Here is a 26,575-nt window from a genome sequence, read left to right on the forward strand (position 1 = left end):
CGTCGCGATTCCGCGGAGGGCTCAGCCCTCGCCGGTGAAGACCACCTGGTAGCCGCTGGCCCGCAACGCGCTGATCAGCGTGTCCGAGTGCTCCACCCCGCGGGTCTCCACGGACAGCGCCACCTCCACCTCGCCGAGGCGCAGGTGCGGGTTGGCGCGCTGGTGCACCACGTCCACCACGTTGGCCCGGTGCTCGGCGATCTCGCCGAGCAGGGAGGCGAGCTGGCCGGGCCGGTCCGTGCAGCGCACGGTGATCCGCAGGAACCGGCCGGCCGCCGCCAGGCCGTGCTCGATCACCCGGAGCATGAGCAGCGGGTCGATGTTGCCGCCGGAGAGCACCGCGACGACCGGCGCGGTCACCTCCACCGCGCCGGCCAGCAGCGCCGCCACGCCGACCGCACCGGCCGGCTCGACGACCTGCTTGCCGCGTTCCAGCAGCATCAGCAGCGCCCGGGAGATGTCCTCCTCGGAGACCGTGACGACCTCGTCGACGAGCTTGCGGACGTGGGTGAAGGTCAGCTCCCCCGGCCGGCCGACGGCGATCCCGTCGGCGATCGTCGCGAACGAGGGCAGCCGCAGCGGCTCGCCGGCCCGCAGCGAGGGCGGGAAGGCGGCGGCGCTCTCCGCCTGGACCCCGATCACGCGTACGTCGGGGCGCAGCGCCTTGGCCGCCACCGCCATGCCGGAGACCAGCCCGCCGCCGCCCACCCCGGTCACGATGGTGCGCACCTCCGGGCACTGTTCGAGGATCTCCAGCGCCACGGTGCCCTGCCCGGCGATCACGTCCGGGTGGTCGAACGGGTGGATGAACACCGCTCCGGTCCGCTCGGCGAAGGTCTGCGCCGCGACGAGTGACTCGTCCACCGTGTTGCCGACCAGCTCGATCTGCGCGCCGTACCCCTTCGTCGCGGCGACCTTCGGCAGCGGCGCGTTCACCGGCATGAAGACTGTGGCGTGCGCGCCGACCAGCCCGGCGGCGAGCGCCACCCCCTGGGCGTGGTTGCCGGCGCTCGCCGCGACCACGCCGCGTGCCCGCTCCTCCGCCGAGAGCCGGGAGATCCGCACGTACGCGCCGCGCACCTTGTACGACCCGGCGCGCTGGAGGTTCTCGCACTTGAGCCAGACCGGGCCGTCGAGCGCGGCGCTGAGCGGCCGGGACGGCTCCAGCGGGGTGGTACGGGTGACACCGGCGAGCAGTTCCCGCGCGGCCTGTACGTCGGCGAGACCGACCAGTTCCGTCATGCCCCGATCGTGCCACCCGGGGCGGGCGGAACCTGCGGCGACGTCGGCGCGACCGGCGTCGGCGCGGCGGGCGCGGGCCGGCCCGGTTGACCGGGCCAGGCGGACTGGCCGGGCCAGCCCGGCTGCCCGGGCCAGACGGGCACGGCCCGGGACAGCCGGTCCTGCTGGGCGGCGGAGATCCGGCGGATCAGCACGACGAACGCGATCCCGGCGACCAGGCAGGCCACCGCCGGCACCAGCCGCGGCGCGAGCGCGTCCTCGTAGAAGCGCACGTACGTGGCGAACTCCGCGTCGTTGCGGGGCAGCTTGGTCAGCCGGTCGTAGCGCTGCTGTTCGGCCCGCGCGACGAACCGGTCACCGATCAGGAACACCAGCCAACTCGCCCACCACACCCCCACCAGCCACGACTGGCGGCGCTGCCACACGCTGTTGCGGAGCAGGTCGGCGAGCACCCGGGCCGGTACGACGAAGTTGGCGAACGGCACCAGCCAGCCGGCGATGGCCCACGCCGGGCTCAGGTTCGGCACCGCGCCCGGGAACGCGTCCAGGTTCTTGCGGGCCCGCCAGGTCCAGATCACCACGAGCGTCCCCGCGGTCAGCAGGGCTAGCAGGTAGGGCAGCGAGAACAGCACCTCGGCCAGCACCGCGCCCAGCAGCACGTCCCGGTCGAGCTGCTCGGCGGCCGAGCGGGCCATCCGCACACCCACGAGCGGGAACAGGGCGGTGAGCAGGTAGCACAGGGTGGCGGCACCGACCGCGAACGCGCCGGCCACGGCCAGGCCGCGCACGCCGTACGTCGGCACGCCGGGGCTCACGGCGGGCTGACCGACTCGGGTGCCGCAGCGCCGGCACTCCTCATGGGCAGGGGACGTGGGGTCCCCGCAGGTCTGGCAGTGCATCGGGGACCGTCCGAGGTGGTGTGCGCGACAGGGTGCGCACACGCTAGACGATCACGCGGTGGCCGGCGACCCCGTTCCGACGCGGGGATAGCCGGGGGCGTGCCGCGCCCAGGGCGCCTGCATCTCGAACTGGCCGGCCACCCCGAGCAGCAGCAGTTCGGAGCCGGGCGGGCCGACGAACTGCACGCCCACCGGCAGGCCGTCCGGGCGGCGCCCGACCGGCACCACGATCGACGGCAGCCCGGCGATGTTCCACGGCGCCGCGTACGGGGCGTACCTGATGTTCGTCGACATGTTCGCGAGCCAGGAGCGACCCGACCAGCCGGCGGCCTCCGGCGGCGGCCCGGCCAGCGCCGGGGTGAGCAGCAGGTCGATCGAGTTGTCGGCGAAGAAGTGCACGGACCGTTCGCGCCAGGCGGCCCGGTCGGCCTCCCGCACGTACCCCCGGCGCTGCGCCCACTCACCGAGCGTGACGTGCCGGCGGCTGCGTCGCTGGAGCTGGCGCGGCGCCACCCCGGCGGCCCGCACGTCGGCGGCGGCCGCCGCGAACCAGGTGGCGATGCCCTGGAGGCCGAGCCGGGTCGGGTAGACCGGGTCGGCGGGCACCGTGTCGTGACCGGCGGCGGCCAGCAGCCGGCCGGCGGCGGCGACCGCGTCCCGGTTCGGCGCGTCCGGCGAGACGCCGCGCACCGGCGAGCGCAGCGAGACGCCCACCCGCAGCCGCTCCGGCGGGACCAGCTTGTCCGGCCGGCGGCCGGCCAGCACCGAGAAGCCGACCACCGCGTCGGCGACCGTGCTGGTCAGCATGCCGTGCTCGGTGAGGCCGAACCAGTCGTCCGCGCCGAGCTGGCAGGGCACCACGCCCCGGCCGGGCTTGAGCCCGACCAGGCCGCAGCAGGCCGCCGGGATGCGGATCGACCCGAGACCGTCGTTGCCGTGGGCCATCGGCACCAGCCCGGCGGCCACCGCGGCGGCCGCGCCGCCGGACGAACCGCCGGGGGTACGCGCCGGATCCCACGGGTTGCGGGTGACGGCCGTGTCGTCGTCGGTGAGGGCCCACAGGCCCAGCTCCGGCATCCGGGTCACGCCGAGGATGACAGCGCCCGCGCCGCGCAGCCGCCGGACCACCTCGTGGTCGGCCTCCGCCACCTCGGTACGCATGGCGGCCGACCCGTTCCAGGTGGGCAGGCCGGCCACCGGCGTGTTCTCCTTGACCGCCACCGGCACGCCGGCCAGCGGCAGGTTCGCCAGCTCCTCCTGCTCGTCGACCTTCTCCGCCTCGGTGATCGCCTCGCCGCCGCGTACCGTGCGGAACGCGGCGAGCTCGGCGTCGACCCGGGCGACGTGATCCAGGTGGTCGGCGACGACCTGGGTGGCGGAGACGTCGCCACGGCGTACCGCCCGGGCGATCTGTTTCGCGGTCGTCCCGACCCAGGTCGTCGGCAAGATGTCCGGCACTGCCACCCTCCCCAGCCAGCGGTCAGCCCAGGGCCTGCTCCAGATCGGCGAGCAGGTCGTCGACCGTCTCGATGCCGACAGACAGTCGCACGAGATCGCCGGGAACTTCAAGCGGCGAGCCCGCAGCGCTCGCGTGTGTCATCCGGCCCGGGTGCTCGATCAGGGACTCCACGCCGCCCAGCGACTCGGCGAGCACGAACAGCCGGGCCCGGTTGCAGATCTGGACGGCGTGCTCCTCGCCGCCCGCCGCGCGGAACGAGATCATGCCGCCGAACCGGCGCATCTGCTTGGCGGCCACCTCGTGGCCGGGGTGCGACGGCAGGCCCGGGTAGACGACCTGGGCGACCTTGGCGTGCCCGTCCAGGTAGGCAGCGATCCGCTCGGCGTTGTCGCAGTGCCGGTCCATCCGTACCCCGAGGGTCTTGATCCCGCGCAGGGTCAGCCAGGCGTCGAACGGGCCGTTGATCGCGCCCATCGCGTTCTGGTGGTAGCGCAGCTCCTCGCCGAGCGTCCGGTCCGCCGCGACGAGCGCGCCGCCGACCACGTCGGAGTGTCCGCCGACGTACTTGGTGGTGGAGTGCACCACCACGTCCGCGCCGAACGCGATCGGCTGCTGGAGGTACGGCGAGGCGAACGTGTTGTCGACCACCAGCAGCGCGCCGGCGTCGTGCGCCACCGCTGCGAGCGCGGCGATGTCGGCGATGCCGAGCAGCGGGTTGGTCGGCGTCTCCACCCAGACGATCCGGGTGGCGCCGGGACGGATCGCGGCACGCACGGCGTCCGGGTCGGAGACCTTCGCCGGGGTGTACGCCAGGCCCCAGCGCTCGGCCACCTTGGCGAACAGCCGGTAGGTGCCGCCGTACGCGTCGTCCGGGATCACCACGTGGTCGCCCGGCTTGCAGACGGTCCGCAGCAGCGTGTCCTCGGCGGCCAGGCCGCTGGCGAAGGCGAGCGCCACCGGGCCGCCCTCCAGCGCGGCCAGGCACTCCTGGAGCGCGTCCCGGGTCGGGTTGCCGGAGCGGCTGTACTCGTAGCCCTCGCGGGGCGCGCCGACGGCGTCCTGGGCGTACGTGCTGGTCTGGTAGATCGGCGGGATCACCGCACCGGTGCGGGCCTCCGGGTCCTGACCGGCGTGGATGGCGAGTGTCTCGAAGCCGTGGCTCATGCCGCAGACGTTAGCCCCCCGGCCGGTCCCGCTCCCGGCAACCCGGCGCGAGTCACAACCGCGAAGGTGTCGGGGCGGTCGGCCATGCTGGTCCGGTGAGTACGACCGGGGCGCTCCCCTCTCGCCTGCACGGCGTCGCCGACCGGACCCCGGCCTCGCTGGGTCTCCTGAGCGGCACGCGGTCGGGGCGGGTCAGCTTGCCCGTGCGCCTCGCCTGGTCGGGCCACCAACCTCATGATCACGCTCGCCCGGAGGCGGGGTGGCCGGGCCGGGCCTAGGGTGGGCGGATGAGCGGGTGTGTGTTCTGCGGGATCGTGGCGGGCGAGGTACCGGCGTTCCGGGTGACCGACGAGCCGGACGGGGTCGCGTTCCTCGACACCCGGCCGGTGTTCAAGGGCCACGTGCTCGTGGTGCCCCGCACCCACCTGGTCACCCTGTCCGACCTGCCCGCCGACGCGCTGCCCGGCTACTTCCGGCTGGTGCAGCGGATCGCCGTGGCGGTGGAGACCGGTCTGGGCTCCGGTGGGACGTTCGTGGCGATGAACAACCGGGTGTCCCAGTCCGTACCGCACCTGCACACCCACGTGGTGCCCCGGACCAAGGGCGACGGGCTGCGCGGCTTCTTCTGGCCGCGTACCCGGTACGCCGACGACGCCGAGGCGACGGAGTTCGCCGGGCGGATCTCGGCGGCGCTGGCCTGACGCCGGCGTGGGCGGGTAAGGAACCGGGGGCCGACGCTGTTGCACACGCTGGGAAAGCCAAGAGAGGAGTCCCACCGTGTTCCTCCGCCGCATGAAGGCCGAGATGATCTCTCCTGACCAGGCCCTGCCGGGCCGCCCGATCGCGATGCCGATCGCCGACCGGCACGAGGTGCTTCCGTCCTCGCTGAAGGGCCCGTTCCCCGAGGGCGCGCAGGTCGCCGTCTTCGGCATGGGCTGCTTCTGGGGCGCCGAGCGGCTGTTCTGGACCCTCCCCGGCGTGATCACCACGTCCGCCGGCTACGCGGGCGGGTACACCACCAACCCGACGTACGAAGAGGTCTGCTCCGGCATGACCGGGCACGCCGAGGTGGTCCAGGTGGTCTACGACCCGTCGAAGATCGCCTACGAGGACCTGCTCAAGGTCTTCTGGGAGAACCACGACCCGACCCAGGGCATGCGCCAGGGCAACGACGTGGGCACCCAGTACCGCTCGGCGATCTACACCACCACCGACGAGCAGGCCGCCGCCGCGAAGGCGTCGCGGGACGCGTTCGCGCCGATCGTGGCGCGGGCCGGCAAGGGTGAGATCACCACCGAGATCGCGCCGCTCGGCGACTACTACTTCGCCGAGGACTACCACCAGCAGTACCTGGCTCCGACGAAGAACCCGAACGGCTACTGCAACCACGGACCGAACGGGCTGAGCTGCCCGGTCGGCGTGGCCCGCACCGCGTAGCCAGACCCGAGCACTGCCCCATTCGGGCCCTCGCCCTCCAGGGACGAGGGCCCGAACGCATGCGGTCAATCGGTGGCTCTGGGATGGCCGGTTCCGGCGTGCTTGATCCAGCAGGTTCGGGTCTGGTCGTCGACCAGGTACCAGATGCGGCCGCCGGCGGTGACCTCGTACTGCCACTGCGGCAGCGCCCGGCCGTTGTGCACGGCTGTGGCGAGGGAGCCCTTGAGGGGGTGCTGGCGGCTGTTCGGCGGGGACGGGCAGGGGTGCGCCTCGATCGCGTCGAATGCGCCGCGCGTGTTGGCCGCGGCCTGCCGGCACAGTTCCTCCCAGCCCTTCGCCGCGTCGTTGGTGGCGAACCGCAGGGTGTATCCACCGGGCCGGGGTGGCGGGGCGGCGCGTTCGCCGCGCTTCGCGCTCACTCGTCGGCCGGGCGCGTGACCGGCCCGAAGTCGTCGGCGCTGGGCGCGGCCAGGATCCGATGCAGGTCGGGATCGGCGTGAACCTCAGCGGTGTGCCGCCATTCGGCGAGCAGCTGGGACACCGCCGCGGTGCTGCCCACAGCGGCTGCGGCCTCGGCTGTGGCGATGAACTCGTCGGTCATCTGCTCGGCGTCTCCCTGAGGCAGGAACCGCATCCAGGGCAGCACGGTCGGAAGCGTCTCACGGACCAGGGCCGGCTCTCGCCGAGCCAGGCCGGCCAGCAGCCGCGCGGTCAGGTCGACCACCTCGCCCTCGGCCTCAGCCCGTTCGGCGGACATCAGCACCAGGTCGGCGGCGTCGCGGCGACGCAGCCGCAGAGCTCGGGTACGGGCCAGCCGTTCCGCCGTTTCCGTCGGCTGGCGCAGCAGCTCGGAGAACGGCACCGACTCCAAGGGCATCGACATGACATCAATACTACTTCAGAAGTAGCGCGCTGCGGCATTCCTCACACCCTTGCGGGAGCCGAATCCCGACATCGAGTGGAGTGAGGCAGGAACCGACGGCATGACAGGCGACCACCCTGCGTGACGGCGCATCGTAGCAAGCTGTCACACGTTCGTCATCGTCTCAACAGGCGAACTGCAACAAGCTCTGGCAGCATTGGCTCGTATGTGCGGACTTGCGGGAGAGTTCCGCCGTGACGGTTCACGCGCCGACGTCTCGGCCGTGGAGCGGATGGCGGCCACGATGAGTGACCGAGGGCCCGACGACAGCGGCGTCTGGTCGCAGGGCCCGACCGCGCTGGGACACCGGCGCCTGAAGATCATCGACCTGTCCGCGGCGAGCGGCCAACCCATCGTGGACGCCGCCGCCGGGCTCACCGGTGTCTTCAACGGGTGCATCTACAACTACCGGGAACTGCGCGCCGAACTCCAGGCCAAGGGCCACCGGTTCTTCTCGTCCGGCGACAGCGAGGTCGTGATCAAGGCGTACGCCGAGTGGGGGCTCGACTTCGTCGACCACCTGATCGGCATGTTCGCGGTCGCGATCAGCGAGCGCGACACCGGCCGCCTGGTGCTGGCCCGGGACCGCCTCGGCATCAAGCCGCTCTACCTGGCCGAGAGCCCCGGCGTGGTGCGGTTCGCCTCGACCCTGCCGGCGCTGCTCGCCGGTGGCGGCATCGACACCACCATCGACCGGGTGGCGCTCGCCCACTACCTGAGCTTCCACAGCATCGTGCCGCCGCCGCGCACCATCCTGGCCGGCGTCACCAAGCTGCCGCCGGCCACGGTCCGGGTGTACGAGGCGGACGGCTCCACCCACGAGCGGGTCTACTGGGATCCGGCGTTCAGCCGCTCCGCCGAGCGGGCCGGCTGGTCCGAGCGGGACTGGCAGGACGCGCTGCTCGGCTCGCTGACCACCGCCGTACGCCGCCGCATGGTGGCCGACGTGCCGGTGGGCGTGCTGCTCTCCGGCGGCCTCGACTCCAGCCTGGTCGTCGCGCTGCTCGCCGGCGAGGGGCAGGCGCAGTCCGGCCTCGCCACGTTCTCCATCGGCTTCGACGCGGTGGGTGGCCGGGAGGGCGACGAGTTCGTCTACTCCGACCTGATCGCGAAGACGTTCGGCACCGACCACCACCAGATCCGGGTGCCCACCGGCGACCTGCTGCCGCCGCTGGAGGCCGCCGTCGCGGCCATGAGCGAGCCCATGGTCAGCCACGACTGCGTGGCGTTCTGGCTGCTCAGCCAGGAGGTCGCGAAGCACGTCAAGGTGGTGCAGTCGGGCCAGGGCGCGGACGAGATCCTGGGCGGCTACCACTGGTACCCGCCGCTCGCAGGGGTGGACCGGGAGCAGGCGCTCGAGACGTACGCGAAGGCGTTCTTCGACCGCGACGCGGCCGGACTGGCCCGGGTGCTCAACCCGGCGTGGCTGGCCGACGGCGACCCGGCGCGGGAGTTCGTGGCCGCGCACCTGGGCCGCGCGGGGGCGCAGACCGCCGTCGACGCGGGCCTGCGGATCGACACCCAGGTCATGCTGACCGACGACCCGGTGAAGCGGGTCGACAACATGACCATGGCGCACGGGCTGGAGGCCCGGGTGCCGTTCCTCGACCACGAGTTCGTCGAGCTGGCCGCGAGCTGCCCGCCGGAGCTGAAGCTGGCCCAGGGCGGCAAGGGCGTGCTCAAGGAGATCGGCCGCCGGGTCCTGCCGCACGAGGTCATCGACCGGCCCAAGGGCTACTTCCCGGTGCCCGGTCTCACCCACCTGGAGGGCAAGCTCCTGGACCGGGTACGCGACGCGCTCACCTCGCCGGAGGCCCGCCGTCGTGACCTGTTCCGCGCCGACTACGTCGACGCGCTGCTCGCCGACCCGAATGCCGAACTGACCCCGTTGAACGGAAACAAGCTGTGGCAACTGGGACTCCTGGAAATGTGGCTCCAGAGCCACGGAATCGACTGACCGTGACCGACACCCTCGCCACCGGAACGGCGCGTACCGACCGGGAACGGGTGCTGGGGCGCCGCCGGGAACGCATCGGCCCCGGCGGTGACCCGGTCGCACCGGGTACGCCGGAGCCGCGACAGCCGGAGACCGGGTCCACCGACGCCTCGGGCGTGGTGCTCGACTGCGGCTGGGGCCGGCTTGTGTTCGGGCAGACGTTCGACGACCAGGTGCACGTGGCCGACGTGCTGCGCTCCGAGGCCGTCGGCGCCCGGGACATCTGCATCTACCTGCGCGACCCGCACGTGCTGGTGTCCCGGCTGCCGGACGAGCTGTTCATCGACCCGTCGCTGACCTACCGGCTGCCGCTGGGTGAGAAGCGCCCCGCCGCCACCGAGGGCGGCGAGGTGCCCGGGCTGACCGTCCGGCCGCTGCGTGACGCCGCCGACGCCGAGGCGGTGAACCGGATCTACGCGCGCAACGGCATGGTCACCGCCCCGGTCGAGGTGCTCGTGGACAACGCCGGCACGGACCGGTTCCTGCACCTGGTGGCCGAGGACACCACAGGTGAGGTGGTCGGCACCATCACCGGCGTGGACCACGTCGCGGTCTTCGGCGACCCGGAGAACGGCGCCAGCCTGTGGTGCCTGACAGTGGACTTCAACACCGCCCCGCCCGGCACCGGCCAGGCGCTGCTCACCGCGCTCGCCGACCGGCTCGACGGGCGCGGCCGGGCGTTCGTGGACCTGTCCGTGCTGGCCGAGAACTCGGGCGCGATCCGGCTGTACGAGCGCCTCGGCTTCCACCGCACCGGCACGCTCTGCGTGAAGCGGAAGAACCCGATCAACGAGCGCCTGTTCCTGCCCGCCATGCCCGAGGGGTACGACGAGCTGAACCCGTACGCGAAGATCGTCGCGGACGAGGCGATGCGCCGCGGCATCCGGGTGGAGGTGACCGACCCGCACTGGGGTGAGCTGAAGCTGACCACCGGCGGCCGGACCATCCACACCCGCGAGTCGCTGTCCGAGCTGACCTCGGCGGTGGCGATGAGCCGCTGCGACGACAAGCGGGTGACCCGGCGCATCCTCACCGAGGCGGGGCTGTCGGTGCCGCGCGGGCGTACCGCCACCGGCGAGCCCGACGACGTGGCGTTCCTGAACGACGTGGGCCTGGTGGTGGTCAAGCCGGCGCGCGGCGAGCAGGGCAACGGCATCACCGTCGGCGTGCGTACGCCGGAGGCGCTGACCGCGGCCGTCGAGCTGGCCCGCCGGTTCTGCCCGGACGTGCTGATCGAGGAACTGCGCGCGGGCGAGGACCTGCGGGTGGTGGTGATCGACCACGAGGTGGTCGCCGCCGCGGTACGCCGCCCGGCGCAGATCACCGGCGACGGGGTGCACGACATCACCGAGCTGATCGAGCGGCAGAGCCGGCGACGGGCGGCCGCCACCGGCGGCGAGTCCCGCATCCCCGTCGACGACATGACCCGCGAGGTGGTGGCCGAGGCCGGGTACCGGATGCACGACGTGCTCCCGGAGGGCGAGGTGCTGGCGGTGCGCCGCACGGCCAATCTGCACACCGGCGGCACGATCCACGACGTGACCGCCGAGCTGCACCCGGCGATCGCCGAGGCGTGCGTCACGGCGAGCCGGGCGCTGGACATTCCGGTCACCGGGCTGGACCTGCTGGTCCCCGCCCCGGACCAGCCGGAACACGTGTTCATCGAGGCGAACGAGCGGCCCGGACTTGCCAACCACGAGCCGCAGCCGACCGCCGAGCGCTTCGTCGACCTGCTCTTCCCGGGTACCCGGGCACCGCAGCGACTCTGGTCGCCGGCCGGTGCGGCAGGCTCTGGGGCATGACCGCACGCAAACCCCAACCGCTCAAGCTCGACCTCGACTACCTCCGCCAGGTGCTGGTGGAGCTGCTGGAGATCCCCAGCCCGTCGGGGCGCACCGACCACATCCAGCAGTACGTGGGCGAGCGGCTCTCCGCGATCGGGATCAGCTCCACGCTGACCCGTCGCGGGGCGCTGAGCGCCTGTCTGCCCGGCCCCCGGTCGACCGGCGCCGACCGGGCGATCGTGGTGCACACCGACACCATCGGCGGCATGGTGAAGCGGCTCAAGGAGAACGGCCGGCTGGAGGTCAACCCGATCGGCACGCACAGCGCCCGCTTCGCGGAGGGCGCCCACGTGCGGATCTTCACCGACGACCTGGAGCGGGTCGTCACCGGCCAGGTGCTGCCGCTGAAGGCGAGCGGGCACCGCTACAACGAGGCGGTCGACCTCCAGGGCGTCGGCTGGGAGCTGGTCGAGGTGCGGGTGGACGAGCCGGTGCACGACGAGGCCGGGCTGCGGGCGCTCGGCATCGACGCCGGGGACTTCGTGGCGTTCCTGCCCAACCCGACCATCACCCCGAACGGGTACGTCAAGTCCCGGCACCTGGACGACAAGGCGGGCGTGGCGGCGGTGCTGACCGCGTTCAAGGCGATGGTCGACGCCGGGGTCACCCCGGCGGTCACCGCGCACCTGCTGGTCACCGTCACCGAGGAGATCGGCCACGGCGCCAGCCACGGGCTGGACCCGGACGTCGCGGAGATCGTCTCGGTGGACGCGGCCGTGGTTGCGCCGGGCCAGCAGTCCCGGGAGACAGCCGCCACGCTGGCGATGGGCGACGGGGTCGGCCCGTTCGACTACCACCTGACCCGCAACCTGGCCTCGATCGCCAAGGAGCACGGCGTCGACCTGGTCCGGGACGTGTTCGACTACTACCGCTCGGATGTGGCCGCGGCGGTCGAGGCCGGGGCGCACGCCCGGGTGGCGCTGCTCGGGTTCGGCGTGGACGCCACGCACGGCCACGAGCGCACCCACCTCGACGGCCTGCACCAGCTCACCCAGCTGCTCTGCCTCTACCTGCAGAGCCCGCTGGTCTTCCCGGAGTGGGACGCCGAGCCGGAGGGCGACCTGGCCGACTTCCCGTCGCTGGCGGTGCAGCCGGCGAACGAGGAGGGCCCGCGCGAGGGCCCGATCGGCCTGGACTGACGCCTGTGATCGAAATCCGTTGCCGCGGCCGCCGGGAAGTGGATAGCGTGGCGGTACACGGGAAAGGAGGTGGTCCAGACTTGTATAGCAATCGGACTCGTGAGGTGGCTGTCCGCTAGCCGCTGTCCTCGACAGTGAAAACCCGTCCGCCGCGAGGCGGGCACCTGCAGGATCGTCGAGACCGTGTGGCAGCGGTGCGGCGAAACCACGACAGCCACCCGACCCCCGGGGTGCCGGCCCAGTCCAGCCGGCCCGCGCGCGAGCGCGGAAGCCCCGGGGGTCGCTTTATGCGCTCGGGAGGGTGCCGTGTCCATGCGTGAGCTGGTGGTGCTCGGTACGGCCAGCCAGGCCCCGACCCGGCAGCGCAACCACAACGGCTACCTGCTGCGCTGGGACGACGAGGTGATCCTCTTCGACCCCGGCGAGGGCAGCCAGCGGCAGATGCTGCACACCGGGATCACCGCCACCGACCTGACCCGGATCTGCGTCACCCACTTCCACGGCGATCACTGCCTCGGCCTGCCCGGCACGATCCAGCGCCTCTCGCTGGACCGCGTACCGCGCCCGGTGGCTGTGCACTTCCCGGCCGGCGGCGCCGAGTACTTCGCCCGGCTGCGCCACGCCTCCAGCTTCTACGAGACCGCCGAACTCGCCGTCGAGCCGATCGACACCGACGGGCAGCGGATCACGCTTGGCGTCGGCACGCTGGAGGCCCGCCGGCTGCGGCACCCGATCGAGACGTACGGCTACCGCCTGGTCGAGCCGGACGGCTGCCGGATGCTTCCGGAGCGGCTGGCCGCGTACGGCATCGCCGGTCCGGACGTGGGGCGGCTGCTGCGCGACGGCCACCTGGACCGCGACGGACGCCGCGTCACCCGGGACGAGGTGAGCATGACCCGGCCGGGGCAGCGGTTCGCGTTCGTGATGGACACCGGGCTCTGCGACGGCGTGTACGCGCTGGCCGAGCACGCCGACCTGCTGGTGATCGAGTCGACGTTCCTGGAGTCGGAGGCGGCGCTCGCCGCCGAGGTCGGGCACCTCACCGCCGGCCAGGCCGCGCGGGTGGCGGCCGAGTCGGGGGTACGCACGCTCGTGCTCACCCACTTCTCCCAGCGGTACGCCGACCCGCGCCGCTTCCACGACGAGGCCCGGGAGCACTTCGCAGGTGATCTGGTGATCGCCGAGGATCTCCAGACGGTGCAGGTGCCGCCCCGGCGGGTACCGTCGCCCGGGTGACGATCTCCCTACGTTCCGCGACCGAGGCCGACCTGATGGCGGTCGGCGCCCTGCACCAGCGTTCACGGGTGGCGGCGTACTCGTCGTTCCTGCCGCCCGAGGCGCTCGCCGACCCGACGCCCGAGGCGATGGGCCGTTACTGGGTGGAGCGGCTGACCTGGGAGGGCGCCGACCACCGCATGACTGTGGCCGAGCGGGACGGGCGGCTGGTGGGCTTCAGCTACCTCGGGCCGGACGACGAGGGCGACCCGGCGACCGGGCTGCTCAACGCGATCCACCTGGAGCCGTCCGAGCGGGGCCGGGGCACCGGGCGGGCGCTGATGGTGGACGCGCTCGATGCGATGCGGGCCCGTGGGTGGACTCGTGCCGCGTTGTGGGTGCTGCGGGACAACGCCGCCGCGCGCCGGTTCTACGAGCGCGGCGGCTGGACCGCCACCGGCCTCCAGCGCGACGAGCACATCGGCGCGGTGCTCGTCCCCCAGCTCCGCTACGCCCGGCGCTTGTAAGGAAGGGCCCCCTGTTAACGCCTCCGGTAGAGGAAGGGCCCCTTGTTAACACCGCGGTGTTAACAAGGGGCCCTTCCTTACATGCAGGGTCAGCGGGCGCCCAGGTGGGCGAGCAGGTCCTGCCGGGTCAGCACGCCCTTGGGCTTGCCGTCGACCAGCACCAGCGCCGCGTCCGCTTTCTCCAGCAGCCCGACCGCCTCGCTCACCGGCTGGCCGCCGCCGATCATCGGCAGCGGCTCGCCCATGTGCCGCTCGATCGTGTCGTGCAGGTGGGCCTGGCCGGTGAACAGCGCGTCGAGCAGGTCCTTCTCGGCGATCGAGCCGGCCACCTCGCCGGTCACCACAGGCGGCTCGGCCTTGAGCACCGGGAGCTGGGAGACGCCGTACTCACGCATGTAGTCGATCGCGTCGCGGACCGTCTCGGTCGGGTGCACGTGCACCAGCTCGGGCAGGCCGCCGGGCTTGCCGGCGAGCGCGTCGGCGACCGTGGGCTCGGTGCCCGAGTCGTCCAGGAAGCCGTACCGGGCCATCCACTTGTCGTTGAAGATCTTCGACAGGTAGCCCCGGCCGCCGTCCGGCAGCAGCACCACGATCACGTCGTCCGGGCCGGCCTTGCGGGCCACCTCCAGCGCGCCCACCACGGCCATGCCGCAGGAGCCGCCGACCAGCAGCCCCTCCTCGCGGGCGAGCCGGCGGGTCATCTCGAACGACTCCTTGTCCGACACCTCGACGATCTCGTCGGCGACCGACCGGTCGTACGTCTCCGGCCAGAAGTCCTCACCGACGCCCTCGACGAGGTACGGCCGGCCGGTGCCGCCCGAGTAGACCGAGCCCTCCGGGTCCGCGCCGATCACCTTGACCCGGCCCTCGGACGCCTCCTTGAGGTAGCGGCCGATGCCGGAGATGGTGCCGCCGGTGCCGACGCCCGTGACGAAGTGGGTGATCTTCCCCTCGGTCTGCCGCCACAGCTCCGGACCGGTGGTCTCGTAGTGCGAGCGCGGGTTGGCCGGGTTGCTGTACTGGTTGGGCTTCCACGCGCCGGGGATCTCCCGCGCCAGCCGGTCGGAGACGTTGTAGTAGGAGCGCGGGTCCTCCGGCGCGACGGCGGTCGGGCAGACCACCACCTCGGCGCCGTACGCACGCAGCACGTCCTGCTTGTCCTGGCTGACCTTGTCCGGGCAGACGAACACGCAGCGGTAGCCCTTGAGCTGGGCCACCAGGGCCAGCCCGACGCCCGTGTTGCCGCTGGTGGGCTCCACGATCGTGCCGCCCGGACGCAGGATGCCCGCCTTCTCGGCGTCCTCGACCATGCGCATCGCGATCCGGTCCTTGACCGAGCCGCCCGGGTTGACGTACTCCACCTTCGCCAGCACGGTGGCCTGGATGCCCTCGGTTACGTTGCGCAGGCGTACCAGCGGCGTGTTGCCGATCAGCTCGACGACGTTGTCGTAGTACTGCACCTCGTTGTGCCCTTCGTCGCGCCGCCGTCATCTCCGGCGGCCGGCCAGCCCTCAGTTCGCCGACCAGCGTACGTGCCGTCAGGGCACCACATGCCCGGGGATGACGGAGCTGCGACGTGCCTCCCACTCCAGGAACCGCTCGGTCTCGGCGAGCACGCTGCCGGCCAGCCAGGTGACCATGACCGCGTCGTCGGCCAGCCCGAAGATCGCCAGCGGGATCTCCGGCAGCAGGTCGATCGGGGAGACGATGTACGCCGTCGCCCCGGCCATCAACGCCAGGCGCAGGCCGCCGTCGTACTCGCCCCGGCTGGTCGCGCGGATCATCCGCGGCAGCGCCGCCAGCCGGGCCCCGAGCGACGGCCCGCCCCGGGTTCCCGCCGCCAGCGCCCGGGCCAGCGCGGCGAACGCGGCGCTGCGCTTCAACGTCTTCCCCATGATTTCGCCCCTCTCCGCCCGACCATGGTGCGGCCCGGTGGCAAGCCCGCGCCCGCTCCCCCATCGGTACCCAGTCCGGGCACCGCCCAGCCATCCGATCACCGACAGCAGTGGTCGTACCGGCGCGATACTGTCGGTTCATGGGGGACGCTGGTTCCGTCGCGCCGGTCCGCCGGCAGCGCGCCCGGCAGATCGCCCGCCTCGCGGCGATCGGCACGGGCGCCACGGTGGCGGCCACCGCCGCCACCGGCGGGGTGCTGCTCGGCCAGGCCCGGCAGGCCCGCCGCACCATCCCGATGGCCCAGGCACCGCCGCCGCGCTGCGACGGCGTCTACGGCGCGAGACTGCCCGGCCCACCGGTCACGATGGTCATCCTGGGTGACTCCTCGGCGGCCGGGTACGGCGTGCACAGGCGCCGGGAGACGCCGGGTTCGCTGCTGGCCACCGGGCTGTCCCGCCGACTGCACCGGCCGGTCCGGCTGCACCGGTTCGCCGTGGTCGGCGCGCTGTCGTCCGGGCTGAAGCCGCAGGTCGAGTCCGCGCTGGAGGTCGAGCCGGACGTGGCGGTGATCCTGGTCGGCGGCAACGACGTCACCAACCGCACGCCGTTCCCGGTAGCGGTGCGCTACCTGGTCGCCGCGGTCCGCACGCTGCGGGCGGCCGGCTGCGAGGTGGTCGTCGGCACCTGCCCTGACCTGGGCACGATCCGGCCGATCCAGCCGCCGCTGCGCTGGCTGGCCCGGCGCTGGAGCCGCCAGCTCGCCGCCTTGCAGACGGTGGCGGTGGTCGAGGCCGGCGGCCGTACCGTCTCGCTCGGCGACATGCTCGGGCCGCGGTTCGCCGCCGAGCCCGGGCGGATGTTCGCCTGGGACCGGTTCCACCCCTCCGCCGAGGGGTACGCGATAGCCGCGGCGGCGTTGCTGCCCACCGTGCTGTCCGCGCTGGGCGCCGTACCGGAACGCAGGCCTGTCCTGCCCGGCGTGGAAGGCGTACGGTCGCTCCCGGAGGCCGCCCACCAGGCGGCCCGGCACGCCGGCACGGAGGTCAGCGGCGCCCAGCTCCGGGGTCGCGACCGCGGGCCGGGCGGGCGGTGGGCGCAGCTTCGCCGGCGGGCCTTCTTCGGTGTCGGCGCGGTGCCCCCGACCGGCAGCGCCGCCGACTCGGCAACGCTGGAGGGAACGGCATGAGCGAGCGAATCGGCCGGCTCAGCGCGAAGGTGCCTCATGGCGGCACGGAGCGAAGCGGAGTGCTGTCATGAGCGAGCGGAACGAGGTGGCCCGGTGGGGCCGGGCCGCGGCCCTGTCGCTGCTGGCCGGCACGGTGGGCGGCGCGGCGGTCCTCGCCGGCCAGGCCATCGCCGCCCGCAGCCGCGAGTACGCCCAGCCCGAGCTGGGTCTGGTGCTGCGCGCGACGGTCGGTCGTGCGGACGCGCCGCCGCTGCGACTGGTGCTGCTGGGCGACTCGTCGGCGCTCGGCGTGGGCGTCGACCGGTTCGAGGACACCATCGGCGGTCAGCTCGCCAACCTGCTCGCCGAGGGGCCGACCGGCCGCCGGGTGCAGTTGTCGAGCGTCGGGGTCTCCGGCTCGCGCGCCACCGACCTGGCCACCCAGGTGGCCCGGGCGCTGCTCGGCGAGCGGCCGGACGTGGCGGTGGTCCTGATCGGCGCGAACGACGCCACCGCGATGGCCCGGCCGGGTGACGCGGCGGCCTATCTCGGCTCGGCGGTGCGCCGGCTGCGGGAGGCGCACGTCGAGGTGGTGGTGGGCACGTGCCCCGATCTCGGCGCGGTACGCGCGGTCGCCGCACCGCTGCGCCAGGTGCTCGGCTGGGCCGGGCGGCGGATGGCGCGGGCCCAGACGGCGGCCGTGCTGGACGCCGGTGGCACGGTCGTCGACCTGGGCACCGAGACCGGCCCGGTGTTCCGCGCGGACGCGGGCACGCTCTGCCACGACGGCTTCCACCCGTCGGCCGACGGCTACCGGGTCTGGGCGCACGCCCTGCTCCCGGCGGTCGAGGCCGCGGCTGCCGTCGCGTTCCGGCACCACCGGCGGCCGCCCACGGGGTGACATTTCCCGCCTGCCTCGTGGCTTCCCGGGCATGTTACTCGCGCGTTAACGTTGGTTCATGCCGATTGAGTCGCCCCGCGACGCCGTCATCGTCGCCACCGCCCGGTCCCCCATCGGCCGCGCGTTCAAGGGTTCCCTCCGCGAGGTCCGCCCGGACGACCTCGCCGCCACGATCGTCCAGGCCGCCCTCGACAAGGTCCCGGCGCTCGATCCCACCACCATCGACGATCTCTATCTCGGGTGCGGTCTGCCCGGCGGCGAGCAGGGCTTCAACATGGCCCGGGTGGTCGCCACCCTGATGGGCCTCGACGGCCTGCCCGGCGCCACGCTGACCCGCTACTGCGCGTCCTCGCTCCAGACCACCCGGATGGCGATGCACGCGATCCGGGCCGGCGAGGGGGACGTGTTCATCTCCGCCGGTGTGGAGATGGTCTCCCGCTACGCCCGGGGCAACTCGGACACCCTGCCGCCGGAGGCGCAGGCCCTCGTCGGCGGCGGCTGGGAGAACCCCCGCTTCGCCGAGGCGCGGGAGCGCTCCGCGGCTCGTGCCCAGGGCGGCGCCGAGGTGTGGACCGACCCGCGCGAGGCCGGGCAGCTCCCCGACATCTACCTCGCCATGGGGCAGACCGCGGAGAACCTGGCCCAGGTGTACGACGTGACCCGCGAGGACATGGACGCGTTCGGCGTCCGCAGCCAGAACCTCGCCGAGAAGGCGATCGCCGACGGCTTCTGGGCCCGGGAGATCACCCCGGTCACCACGCCGGACGGCACGGTCGTCAGCACCGACGACGGCCCGCGTGCCGGCGTGACCCTGGAGGCGGTGGCCGGTCTGAAGCCGGTGTTCCGCCCGGACGGCCGAATCACCGCGGGTAACTGCTGCCCCCTCAACGACGGCGCCGCCGCCGTGGTGATCATGAGCGCCGAGCGCGCGTCCGAGCTGGGGCTCACCCCGCTGGCCCGGATCGTCTCCACCGGCGTCACCGCGCTCTCCCCCGAGATCATGGGCCTGGGCCCGGTCGAGGCGTCGAAGCAGGCGCTCAAGCGCGCCGGCATGACCATCGACGACGTCGACCTGGTCGAGATCAACGAGGCGTTCGCCGCCCAGGTGATCCCCTCGTACCGGCAGCTCGGCATCCCGGAGGAGAAGCTGAACGTGGCCGGTGGCGCGATCGCTGTCGGCCACCCGTTCGGCATGACCGGCGCCCGGATCACCGGCACGCTGCTCAACGCGCTGGAGTGGCACGACAAGACCATCGGTCTGGAGACCATGTGCGTCGGCGGCGGCCAGGGCATGGCGATGGTGCTCGAACGACTGAGCTGAGACCGGTTCGCCGGAGCACGGGCCGGGTACGGGAGGCCGCATGGCGACCGTCGTGGAACGTGAGCGCAAGTACTCCGGCGACGAGGGTTTCCGGCTGCCCGACCTGACCGGGTGCGGTGGCGTCGTGACCATGTCCGACGCCACCGTCTCGGATCTGGACGCCGTCTACTGGGACACCGACGACCTGCTCCTGCTGCGCAGCGGGCACGCGCTGCGCCGGCGTACCGGCGGGCACGACGCGGGCTGGCATCTCAAGGTCGGCGCTGTCGGTGGCGCCCGGGTCGAGCACCAGTTCCCGGCCGGGGCGTCCGACGACGGCCCGCCGCCCGAGCTGGTCGCGCTGATCCGGGCCGCGTCGCGGGGTCGCCCGGTGGCCCCGGCGGCCCGGGTCGTCAACCGCCGCCGGGAACACCGGCTGCTGGACGCGGACGGCCGGGTGCTGGCCGAGGTGGCCGAGGACGACGTCCGGTCCGAGGATCTGGTGGACGGCACCGCGCGGACCTGGCACGAGATCGAGATAGAGCTGGTAGAGGGCGACGAAGTGCTGCTCGACGCGCTGGGCGAGCGGCTGCGCGCGGCCGGCGCCCGCGAGGTGGCGGTCAGCAAGTCGCACCGGGCCGTCGCCGGCCGGCTCGCGCGCTTCGACGACCGGGAACCGGGCGGCCCGGCGGCACCGGTCCTCGGGTACGTCCGGGCGCAGCGGGACGCGATCGTCGGCAACCACGCGGCCGCGTACCAGGGGGACGAGGACGCGGTCCACGACATGCGCGTCGCGACCCGCCGGTTGCGGGCGACGCTGCGTACCTTCCGGGGCCTGTGGGACCGCCGGGAGAGCGAAGCGGTCCGGGCCGAGCTGCGCCGTCTCGGCGGGGAGCTGGGCCGGGTCCGCGACACCCAGGTGATGGCCGCCCGGCTCACCGAGGCAGTGCGCGCGCTGCCGGACGAGCTGGTGCTCGGTCCGGTGGCCGCGCGGATCGGCGAGCGCTTCGCGGCCGAGCGGGCCGAGGCGACCACCGCGCTGCGGTCCGCGCTGGACTCCGACCGCTACCCCGAGCTGCTGGCCCGCCTGGACCGGCTGGCCGACGGCCCGCCCGCCGACGTCGGCCGGCGGTGGGTCGGCCGCCGGATCGTCAAGGCGGTACGCCGCGCCGACTCCCGCCTGGACCGGGCGCTCGCCACCACCGGGCCGGACGGGGACGCCGCGCTGCACGAGGCACGCAAGAAGCTCAAGGCCGCCCGCTACGCGGTGGAGGTGCGCGAGCCGGCCGCCGGCAAGCGGGCCGCCCGCCTGGTGAAGCGGTTCAAGGCGCTCCAGGATCTGCTCGGCACCCACCAGGACTCGGTGGTCACCCGGGAGGTGCTCCGGCGGCAGGCGCTCCAGGCGTACGCCGACGGCGAGAACACGTTCACCTACGGCTTGCTGCACGCGAGGCAGGCCGAGGTCGCCGGCCACGACCGCCCGGCCGTCCTGCGGGCCCGCGACCGGTCACGGCACCGCAAGGTACGCCGCTGGCTCAAGCCCTGACCCGCCGTCCCTCGGCCCGCGCCCCCTCACTCGGTCGATCATGAAGTTGACCGGGATTCGCGTCCGTTTTGTCGCCGCCAACCTCATGATCAACGCGGCCGGGCCGGGCCGGGCCGAGAGAGCTAGAGGGCGGCGCGGGTTCGGGTCACGGCTTCGGCGGCGCCGGCCAGGACCTGGTCCGGGGGTGCGGCGAGGGTCAGGTCGGCGGCTACCACGCGGAGCTGGTCCGGGAGCGCCAGGTCGCTGGGGAGGCGGGGCACCTCGCGGCGCGGCTCGCCGGCCGCGTCGGCGGCCAGGTTGGCGATCTCCTGGACGAGCTTGTGCACCAGGTCGGCGCGGGACACGTTGCCGCCGTCGGCCTTCGCCGACCAGCGCGGCTGCTGCCAGTGCCCGACCTGTCGGACCAGCAGGGTCACCGCCCGGTCCAGTTCCGCTGCGCTCATCGCCGCCGAGTCTACGGCGGCTCCGGGCCCCGACGCGGCGACAGGCGCCCGGAGCCGGCATCAACGCCGGCAGGCGGCCCGAGCAGGCGTACGCGGGCTCAGCCGGCATCAGCCGCGACAGGCACCCGGAGCCGCCGTCAGCGGCGTACGTAGCTGAGCAGGCGCAGGATCTGCCAGTACAGGAAGATCAGCCCGACCAGCAGACCGAAGGCGCAGTACCAGGCGTAGCGGCGGGGCAGCCGGTTCGCGGCCGACCGCTCGACCAGGTCGAAGTCGAGGATGAAGCTGAGCGCGCCCGCGATGATCGCCACCACCGAGAACAGGTACGGCAGCCAGCCCACCCGGTCGCTGAGGCTGTAGACGACCACCCCCTGCCGGCCGGTGAACAGGTACGCGAACAGGTTGACCAGGCCGATCGCCACGATCCCGACGAGCGTGCCGATGACCAGCCGGGCCAGGCGCGGGGTGGCGCGTACCAGCCGTGCCCGGTAGAGCACCGCCATGCCGAGGAAGACGCCGAACGTGCCGACCACCGCCTGCGCCACGATGCCCGGATAGACCAGCTCGAAGGCGCGGCTGGCCACCCCGAGCAGAAGCCCCTGGAGCACCGCGTACCCGACGATGACCGGCGGGCTGGTGATCTGCTTCAGCGAGATGACGAGCACCAGGGCCAGGCTGGCAAGCGCGCTCCCGGCGAGCGCGGCGGAGATCCACGCGGCCTGCGGCACCACCACCCAGGACACCGCCGCCGTGACGCCGGTGACCAGCAGCAGCCCCACGGTCCGGCTGACCACGTCGGCCACCGTCATCGTGTCGGCGGTACCGGCCCCGAGCACCTGCCGCTCGGTGCGGCCGACGTCGTCCAGCCGGTCCAGCACCGGGTTGGCACTGCGCACCGTGACCACCTCCCGCCCACGTACCCGGATCCCACTCTCCCCCGGGCGGCGCGGCCGGGACTGGGAAACGGCGACGCCCGCCGCCGCGGATGCGGCAGGCGGGCGTCGTCGGGGAGGGCGTGATGTCAGTCGTCGCCCTGGAAGTAGCTGAGCAGCCGCAGGATCTCGATGTAGAGCCAGACCAGGCCGACCACGATGCCGAAGGCGGCGGTCCAGGAGTAGCGCTGCGGGAGGCCCATCCGGACCCCCTCCTCGATGTCGGCGAAGTTGAGCACGAAGCTCAGCGACGCCACCACGATGCAGACCAGGCTGAAGCCGATCGCGAGCGGGCTGCCGTCACGCAGGTGCGTGTTGACGCCGAACAGCGCCAGCACCAGGTTGACCAGCATCACGCCGAACAGGCCGGCCATGATCGCCACCATGATCCGGGCGAACTTCGGCGTGGCCCGGATGATCCGCGCCTTGTAGATCATCGCCATCAGGAAGAAGACGCCGAACGTGGCCACGACCGCCTGGAGCACGATGCCGTCGTAGAGCGATTCGAACGCCTTGCTGACCATGCCGACGAAGACGCCCTCGATGATCGAGTACGCCACGACGAGCGCCGGGTTGGCCATCCGCGAGAACGAGATGATCAGACCGAGCACCAGGCCGACCACAGCGGCGCCGATCCAGGCGACGCCGACCAGCGAGTCCGGCACGAGCACCCAGGCCGCCGCGGCCGAGGCGCCGAGGATGGCGAGCATGAGGACCGTCTTGACGACCACGTCGTCGAGGGTCATCGGGGTCACGGTGGGCGGGGCCACCGGCTGGCCGTAGCCGCCCGGGTAGGGCTGGGCGTAGGGCTGCTGGGGGTACTGCTGCTGGGGGTATCCGGGCTGACCGTACGGCCCGGGCTGGGCGTACCCGGCCGCCCGCTCACGCTCTGCCGCCTGGCCGAGCCGGGCGAGCACCGGGTTCGAGGTCTTCACTTCTCAGGCCTCCCTCAGGGGGTCGATCGCACGTAGACGTGCTACTCCAGGGTAGACGTGGACGCAAACGCGCGCGCGACCGCTGGCTGTGGGAAAGCTGAGAGTTCGGGTGCCCGGGGCGGGGGTCGAACCCGCACGCCTTGCGGCAGCCGCTTTTAAGGCGGCCGTGTCTGCCGTTCCACCACCCGGGCGGGTGACACCGGCGCGTCCGACACGCGGCGGTGCAGATCTCACCGTAGCGGCTCGGCCGCGACGCGGCGTACCCCGACGGGTGCGGCCGTTATGGTCGAGGCCGTGACCAGCGCCGCCCGCACCACCCGGGGGCCCGACCACGCCCGGGCGGCCCGCCCGGCGGCGCTGACGCGGCGGGTGACGGCCGCCGTCCGGCGGCACCGGGCGGACCTGCTCGCCGGGGTGGCGTTCGTCGCGCTCGCCGGCTGGCTCACCCACGGCCTCTGGCCGGCGCCGGGCACGCGGGCGCTCGCGCTCAACCCGGCCGACCAGACGCTGTACGAGTGGTTCCTGGCGCTGGACGCGCGTGCCCTGCGCGGCGAGCTGAGCCTGGTCACCGGCCGGCTGAACGCAGCGGACGGGGTGAACCTGATGGCGAACACGTCGGTCGTCGCGCTCGGTGTGCTCCTCGCCCCGGTCACGCTGGCGTTCGGGGCGCCTGTGACGTTCGCCCTGCTCGTCGCCGCGAACATGGCCGGTACCGCGCTCGCCTGGTACCTGCTGTTCACCCGCGTCCTGCGGACCCGCCGGCTCGCGGCCGGGCTGGGTGCGGCGCTCTGCGGCTTCGGGCCGGGCATGGTCTCGCAGAGCAACGGCCACCTGCACATGACCGCCCAGTGGCTGGTCCCGGTGCTGGTGTGGCTCGTGGTCCGGCTGCTGCGCGCCGCCGACCCGGCCGGCCGTCCGGACGGCCCGGACCGCCGCCGGATGGCGTCCTCCGCTGTCGGACTCGCCGCGGTCGTCACCGTGCAGGTCTTCGTCGGCGAGGAGGTGCTCTTCCTCGCCGCGCTCACCCTGGCGGTGACCGCTGTCGCGTACGCGCTGGCCGACCGGGACCTGCTGCGCCGGGCCGGGTCCGCCTTCGCCGGTGGCCTGCTCGCCGCCGCCGGGCTGGCGCTGCCGGTGCTGGCGTACCCGCTGTGGGTGCAGTTCGCCGGCCCGCAGGGCGTCGCCGACGGCATGTTCCCGCCCGCCTACTTCTCCGCCGACCTGGTCGGCTGGACCCGCCTCTCCGCGCTGACGGTGTTCGGCAGCCCGGAGGCGGTACGGCTCACCACCGGCCCGGCCGAGTTCACCACGTTCCTGGGCTGGCCGCTGCTGGTGGTCGCCGTGAGCTGCGCGATCTGGCTGGGCCGGCGCGCCCCGGTGGTGGCGCTCGTGGCCGCCGCGCTGGCGATGGCCGCGCTCGCGCTCGGCCCGGAGGTGGTGGCCGGCGGCGAGCGGACCGGGGTCCCCGGCCCGTACGCGCTGCTGGCCGGGCTGCCGGTGGTGGACGGCGCTCTGCCGACCCGTTTCGCGCTGGCGGTGCTGCCGCTCGCCGGCACCGTGCTGACACTCGCCGTGCACCGGGCGCTCGGCGAACCCGGCCGGGCCCGGCGCGTCGTCCCGTTCGCGGTCGGCGCGGCGCTGCTCAGCGTCTTCCCCACCCCGCTGCCCACGATGGACCGGCCGCCGCTGCCCGACTTCGTCACCGGTGGCCACTGGCGGCAGTGCGTACGCCCCGGCGGGGTGCTGGTGCCGGTGCCCACAGCCACCCCGCACGATCCCTGGCCGATGCGCTGGGCCACCGCCACGGGCGTCGCCTTCGCCATGCCGGAGGGCTTCTTCATCGGCCCGTACGGCCCGGACGGATCGGCCACCATGGGCACCTGGCAGCGCCCCACCTCGGCCCTGCTCGCCGACGTGGCCCGTCGCGGCGTGGCACCGGCGGTGGGTGACCGGCAGCGCCGCCAGGCCGCCCGGGACGTCGAGTTCTGGCACGCCTCGTGCGTCGCGGTGACCGACGACACACCGCACGCGGAGATGCTGCGCCGAACCCTGGAGCAGCTCTACGAGCGGCCGGGGGTACGGCTCGCCGACGCCTGGACCTGGCGCTTCTGAGAAGCGGCAGCGGTTCCGAGCCCGGACACGGCGAAGGGCCCCTCCCGTACGGAAGGGGCCCTTTCGCGACAAGCGTCAGACGCGCGCGGCGACCGGCGGGGCGGACGCCTCGGCGAACTCCTCGCGCGGGTCGTGCAGCTGACCCAGCGCCACCACCTCACGCTTGAGGAAGAACGCCAGCGTCCAGTCGACCACCACGCGCACCTTGCGGTTGAACGAGGGGATCCGCGACATGTGGTAAGTCCGGTGCATGAACCAGGCCGGCCAGCCGGTCATCTTGATGCCGTAGACCTGCGCCACGCCCTTGTGCAGGCCGAGGCTCGCCACGCTGCCGGCGTGCTTGTGCTTGTAGTCCACCGGCTCGCGCCCACGGATCACGTTCGCGATGTTGTCGGCCATCCGCGCCGCCTGCCGCACCGCGTGCTGGGCGCTCGGGGAGCAGAAGTTGCCCGGCTCCTTGGTCAGGTCCGGTACGGCGGCGCAGTCGCCGGCGCTCCAGGCGCCCTCGACCACCCGGTCGCCGTCCACGATCTGCAGCGTCGGCCGGCAGGTGACCCGGCGGCGCTCGTCACGCGGGAAGTCCGTCGCGTCCAGCATCGGCGACGGCTTCACGCCGGCGGTCCAGACGATGGTGTCGGACGGGAAGCTGTCGCCGTCGGAGAGCTTCACCACACCGTCGACGCAGGACTCCAGCCGGGTGTCCAGGCGGATGTCCATGTCCCGCTTCATCAGCTGCTGCACCGTGTAGGCGCCCATGTCCCGGTCGACCTCGGGCAGCACCCGCTGGGTCGCCTCGACGAGCACCCAGCGCATGTCCTCCGGCTTCAGCTCCGGGTAGTAGCGCAGCGCGTCCCGGGCCATGTCCTCCATCTCGGCGAGCGCCTCGATGCCGGCGTAGCCGCCGCCCACGAAGACGAACGTCAGCGCGCGGCTGCGGACCGCCGGGTCGGTGGTGGAGGCCGCCACGTCGAGCCGGTCCAGCACGTGGTTGCGCAGGAAGATGGCCTCGCCGATGGTCTTGAACCCGATGCCGTTCTCGTGCAGGCCGGGGATCGGCAGGGTGCGGGAGACCGAGCCGGGGGCGACGACCACGTGGTCGTACTGGATCTCCCGGGCCGGGCCGCTGATCGGCTGCACCACGGCGGTCCTGCGGTCGTGGTCGATCCGGGTGACGGTGCCCGCCACCACGGTGCACTTACGCAACTCCCGCCGCAGCGGCACCACGGCGTGCCGAGGGGAGATGTTGCCCGCCGATGCCTCCGGGAGGAACGGCTGGTACGTCATGTGCGGCTGCGGGTCGACGACGATGACCTCCGCCTCACGCCTGCTCAGCTTCTTGGACAGGCGCAGAGCGGCGTACAGGCCGACGTGACCGGCACCCACGACAAGGATCCGCTTCGGGTTCACGTCATCTATCTTTCCCCGGGTGCTTCGGGTAATCCCGCGCGAGACCCCCTTCTGTGACGGAGCACAACCCGTGTGACCTGCGCAACGTCGTCGA

The 26,575-nt window shown here is 73.3% G+C and carries 24 protein-coding genes and 1 tRNA gene; 12 read left to right on the forward strand and 13 right to left on the reverse strand.

The genetic code is table 11. The features are described 5' to 3' along the window. Positions 1-21: 21 nt before the first annotated feature. The 4 genes from ilvA to Q3W68_RS03685 form a co-directional block, all read right to left on the reverse strand. Entirely contained in the window at positions 22-1,242 is a 1,221-nt protein-coding gene (gene ilvA, locus Q3W68_RS03670; protein ID WP_302904088.1) for a threonine ammonia-lyase, read from the reverse strand. Beyond that, positions 1,239-2,045: a DUF4328 domain-containing protein gene (locus tag Q3W68_RS03675; protein WP_302904089.1), complete on the reverse strand. Its 807-nt coding sequence runs from the start codon at positions 2,043-2,045 to the stop codon at positions 1,239-1,241. The genes ilvA and Q3W68_RS03675 overlap by 4 nt, the downstream gene beginning before the upstream one ends. A 147-nt stretch (positions 2,046-2,192) precedes the next feature. Continuing rightward, positions 2,193-3,605 carry an amidase gene (locus Q3W68_RS03680; protein ID WP_302904090.1) on the reverse strand — a complete coding sequence of 471 codons (1,413 nt, stop codon included), beginning with the start codon at positions 3,603-3,605 and terminating at the stop codon, positions 2,193-2,195. Positions 3,606-3,621: 16 nt separating this feature from the next. Further along, a complete protein-coding gene (locus Q3W68_RS03685) occupies positions 3,622-4,764 on the reverse strand; it encodes a cystathionine gamma-synthase (protein WP_302904091.1) in 1,143 nt (380 codons plus the stop codon). 287 nt (positions 4,765-5,051) lie between these two features. On the opposite strand from Q3W68_RS03685, the gene Q3W68_RS03690 reads away from it, so the two are divergent. Together Q3W68_RS03690 and msrA are read left to right on the forward strand one after the other, a co-directional pair. Then, positions 5,052-5,465 (forward strand): HIT family protein, encoded by a 414-nt coding sequence (locus tag Q3W68_RS03690; protein ID WP_135243386.1) that lies wholly within the window; start codon positions 5,052-5,054, stop codon positions 5,463-5,465. A 76-nt stretch (positions 5,466-5,541) separates the two neighbouring features. Next, on the forward strand, positions 5,542-6,201 hold the full coding sequence (gene msrA, locus Q3W68_RS03695; protein WP_302904092.1) for a peptide-methionine (S)-S-oxide reductase MsrA: 660 nt from the start codon (positions 5,542-5,544) through the stop codon (positions 6,199-6,201). A gap of 65 nt (positions 6,202-6,266) precedes the next feature. On the opposite strand, the gene Q3W68_RS03700 is transcribed toward msrA, so the two are convergent. Both Q3W68_RS03700 and Q3W68_RS03705 read right to left on the reverse strand, forming a co-directional pair. Then, the gene (locus Q3W68_RS03700; protein WP_302904093.1) at positions 6,267-6,620 is read right to left on the reverse strand and encodes a hypothetical protein; all 354 of its coding nucleotides are present in this window, start codon (positions 6,618-6,620) and stop codon (positions 6,267-6,269) included. Next, complete coding sequence (locus Q3W68_RS03705; protein ID WP_302904094.1) at positions 6,617-7,084, reverse strand: hypothetical protein; 468 nt, start codon at positions 7,082-7,084, stop codon at positions 6,617-6,619. Before Q3W68_RS03705 ends, Q3W68_RS03700 begins: the two co-directional genes overlap by 4 nt. Positions 7,085-7,289: 205 nt before the next feature. Here Q3W68_RS03705 and Q3W68_RS03710 point away from each other — a divergent pair, with 205 nt between their 5' ends. From Q3W68_RS03710 to Q3W68_RS03730, 5 genes are all read left to right on the forward strand, one after another. Next, positions 7,290-9,080 carry an N-acetylglutaminylglutamine amidotransferase gene (locus Q3W68_RS03710; protein WP_302904095.1) on the forward strand — a complete coding sequence of 597 codons (1,791 nt, stop codon included), beginning with the start codon at positions 7,290-7,292 and terminating at the stop codon, positions 9,078-9,080. A 2-nt stretch (positions 9,081-9,082) separates the two neighbouring features. Further along, positions 9,083-10,921: an N-acetylglutaminylglutamine synthetase gene (gene ngg / locus Q3W68_RS03715; protein ID WP_302904096.1), complete on the forward strand. Its 1,839-nt coding sequence runs from the start codon at positions 9,083-9,085 to the stop codon at positions 10,919-10,921. Beyond that, complete coding sequence (locus Q3W68_RS03720) at positions 10,918-12,102, forward strand: osmoprotectant NAGGN system M42 family peptidase (RefSeq protein WP_128138800.1); 1,185 nt, start codon at positions 10,918-10,920, stop codon at positions 12,100-12,102. The genes ngg and Q3W68_RS03720 overlap by 4 nt, the downstream gene beginning before the upstream one ends. Before the next feature lie 306 nt (positions 12,103-12,408). Further along, positions 12,409-13,338: a ribonuclease Z gene (locus Q3W68_RS03725; RefSeq protein WP_302904097.1), complete on the forward strand. Its 930-nt coding sequence runs from the start codon at positions 12,409-12,411 to the stop codon at positions 13,336-13,338. Next, entirely contained in the window at positions 13,335-13,844 is a 510-nt protein-coding gene (locus Q3W68_RS03730; protein ID WP_302904098.1) for a GNAT family N-acetyltransferase, read from the forward strand. Before Q3W68_RS03725 ends, Q3W68_RS03730 begins: the two co-directional genes overlap by 4 nt. An 89-nt stretch (positions 13,845-13,933) precedes the next feature. Here the strand turns inward: Q3W68_RS03730 and Q3W68_RS03735 are convergent, their stop codons facing one another. Then, on the reverse strand, positions 13,934-15,304 hold the full coding sequence (locus Q3W68_RS03735; RefSeq protein ID WP_302904099.1) for a cystathionine beta-synthase: 1,371 nt from the start codon (positions 15,302-15,304) through the stop codon (positions 13,934-13,936). 78 nt (positions 15,305-15,382) lie between these two features. Beyond that, positions 15,383-15,739: a YkvA family protein gene (locus Q3W68_RS03740; protein WP_120571584.1), complete on the reverse strand. Its 357-nt coding sequence runs from the start codon at positions 15,737-15,739 to the stop codon at positions 15,383-15,385. Positions 15,740-15,879: 140 nt separating this feature from the next. Here Q3W68_RS03740 and Q3W68_RS03745 point away from each other — a divergent pair, with 140 nt between their 5' ends. The 4 genes from Q3W68_RS03745 to Q3W68_RS03760 all read left to right on the forward strand — a co-directional run bounded on the left by Q3W68_RS03745 (position 15,880) and on the right by Q3W68_RS03760 (position 20,652). After that, positions 15,880-16,926, forward strand: a complete 1,047-nt coding sequence (locus Q3W68_RS03745) for an SGNH/GDSL hydrolase family protein (RefSeq protein ID WP_302904100.1) — start codon at positions 15,880-15,882, stop codon at positions 16,924-16,926. A 67-nt stretch (positions 16,927-16,993) separates the two neighbouring features. Beyond that, positions 16,994-17,806, forward strand: a complete 813-nt coding sequence (locus Q3W68_RS03750; protein ID WP_302904101.1) for an SGNH/GDSL hydrolase family protein — start codon at positions 16,994-16,996, stop codon at positions 17,804-17,806. 58 nt (positions 17,807-17,864) lie between these two features. Continuing rightward, complete coding sequence (locus tag Q3W68_RS03755; protein WP_128138121.1) at positions 17,865-19,127, forward strand: acetyl-CoA C-acetyltransferase; 1,263 nt, start codon at positions 17,865-17,867, stop codon at positions 19,125-19,127. Between the two features lie 40 nt (positions 19,128-19,167). Beyond that, a complete protein-coding gene (locus tag Q3W68_RS03760; protein WP_302904102.1) occupies positions 19,168-20,652 on the forward strand; it encodes a CYTH and CHAD domain-containing protein in 1,485 nt (494 codons plus the stop codon). A 122-nt stretch (positions 20,653-20,774) separates the two neighbouring features. Here Q3W68_RS03760 and Q3W68_RS03765 read toward each other — a convergent pair whose 3' ends face one another. The 4 genes from Q3W68_RS03765 to Q3W68_RS03780 form a co-directional block, all read right to left on the reverse strand. Then, positions 20,775-21,095, reverse strand: a complete 321-nt coding sequence (locus Q3W68_RS03765; RefSeq protein WP_302904103.1) for a hypothetical protein — start codon at positions 21,093-21,095, stop codon at positions 20,775-20,777. A gap of 137 nt (positions 21,096-21,232) precedes the next feature. Beyond that, positions 21,233-21,991 (reverse strand): Bax inhibitor-1/YccA family protein, encoded by a 759-nt coding sequence (locus tag Q3W68_RS03770; RefSeq protein WP_302904104.1) that lies wholly within the window; start codon positions 21,989-21,991, stop codon positions 21,233-21,235. A gap of 125 nt (positions 21,992-22,116) precedes the next feature. Next, a complete protein-coding gene (locus Q3W68_RS03775) occupies positions 22,117-22,962 on the reverse strand; it encodes a Bax inhibitor-1/YccA family protein (RefSeq protein ID WP_302904105.1) in 846 nt (281 codons plus the stop codon). 110 nt (positions 22,963-23,072) lie between these two features. Next, positions 23,073-23,153 (reverse strand) — tRNA-Leu (locus Q3W68_RS03780). 91 nt (positions 23,154-23,244) lie between these two features. On the opposite strand from Q3W68_RS03780, the gene Q3W68_RS03785 reads away from it, so the two are divergent. Continuing rightward, positions 23,245-25,074, forward strand: a complete 1,830-nt coding sequence (locus tag Q3W68_RS03785) for a hypothetical protein (protein WP_368045718.1) — start codon at positions 23,245-23,247, stop codon at positions 25,072-25,074. Between the two features lie 75 nt (positions 25,075-25,149). On the opposite strand, the gene Q3W68_RS03790 is transcribed toward Q3W68_RS03785, so the two are convergent. Then, a complete protein-coding gene (locus tag Q3W68_RS03790; RefSeq protein WP_302904107.1) occupies positions 25,150-26,481 on the reverse strand; it encodes an NAD(P)/FAD-dependent oxidoreductase in 1,332 nt (443 codons plus the stop codon). Positions 26,482-26,575: the final 94 nt, after the last annotated feature.

It is taken from the genome of Micromonospora sp. C28ISP2-4, assembly GCF_030519385.1.
In the GTDB taxonomy this organism is placed as follows: Bacteria; Actinomycetota; Actinomycetes; order Mycobacteriales; family Micromonosporaceae; genus Micromonospora; species Micromonospora tulbaghiae.

Bases quoted from the DNA above. Each gene is read 5' to 3' on its own strand.
- ilvA (WP_302904088.1), bottom strand. From the start codon at position 1,242: ATGACGGAACTGGTCGGTCTCGCCGACGTACAGGCCGCGCGGGAACTG.
- Q3W68_RS03685 (WP_302904091.1), bottom strand. From the start codon at position 4,764: ATGAGCCACGGCTTCGAGACACTCGCCATCCACGCCGGTCAGGACCCG.
- Q3W68_RS03690 (WP_135243386.1), top strand. From the start codon at position 5,052: ATGAGCGGGTGTGTGTTCTGCGGGATCGTGGCGGGCGAGGTACCGGCG.
- Q3W68_RS03705 (WP_302904094.1), bottom strand. From the start codon at position 7,084: ATGTCGATGCCCTTGGAGTCGGTGCCGTTCTCCGAGCTGCTGCGCCAG.
- Q3W68_RS03710 (WP_302904095.1), top strand. From the start codon at position 7,290: ATGTGCGGACTTGCGGGAGAGTTCCGCCGTGACGGTTCACGCGCCGAC.
- Q3W68_RS03720 (WP_128138800.1), top strand. From the start codon at position 10,918: ATGACCGCACGCAAACCCCAACCGCTCAAGCTCGACCTCGACTACCTC.
- Q3W68_RS03740 (WP_120571584.1), bottom strand. From the start codon at position 15,739: ATGGGGAAGACGTTGAAGCGCAGCGCCGCGTTCGCCGCGCTGGCCCGG.
- Q3W68_RS03745 (WP_302904100.1), top strand. From the start codon at position 15,880: ATGGGGGACGCTGGTTCCGTCGCGCCGGTCCGCCGGCAGCGCGCCCGG.
- Q3W68_RS03750 (WP_302904101.1), top strand. From the start codon at position 16,994: ATGAGCGAGCGGAACGAGGTGGCCCGGTGGGGCCGGGCCGCGGCCCTG.
- Q3W68_RS03755 (WP_128138121.1), top strand. From the start codon at position 17,865: ATGCCGATTGAGTCGCCCCGCGACGCCGTCATCGTCGCCACCGCCCGG.
- Q3W68_RS03760 (WP_302904102.1), top strand. From the start codon at position 19,168: ATGGCGACCGTCGTGGAACGTGAGCGCAAGTACTCCGGCGACGAGGGT.
- Q3W68_RS03765 (WP_302904103.1), bottom strand. From the start codon at position 21,095: ATGAGCGCAGCGGAACTGGACCGGGCGGTGACCCTGCTGGTCCGACAG.
- Q3W68_RS03785 (WP_368045718.1), top strand. From the start codon at position 23,245: ATGGTCGAGGCCGTGACCAGCGCCGCCCGCACCACCCGGGGGCCCGAC.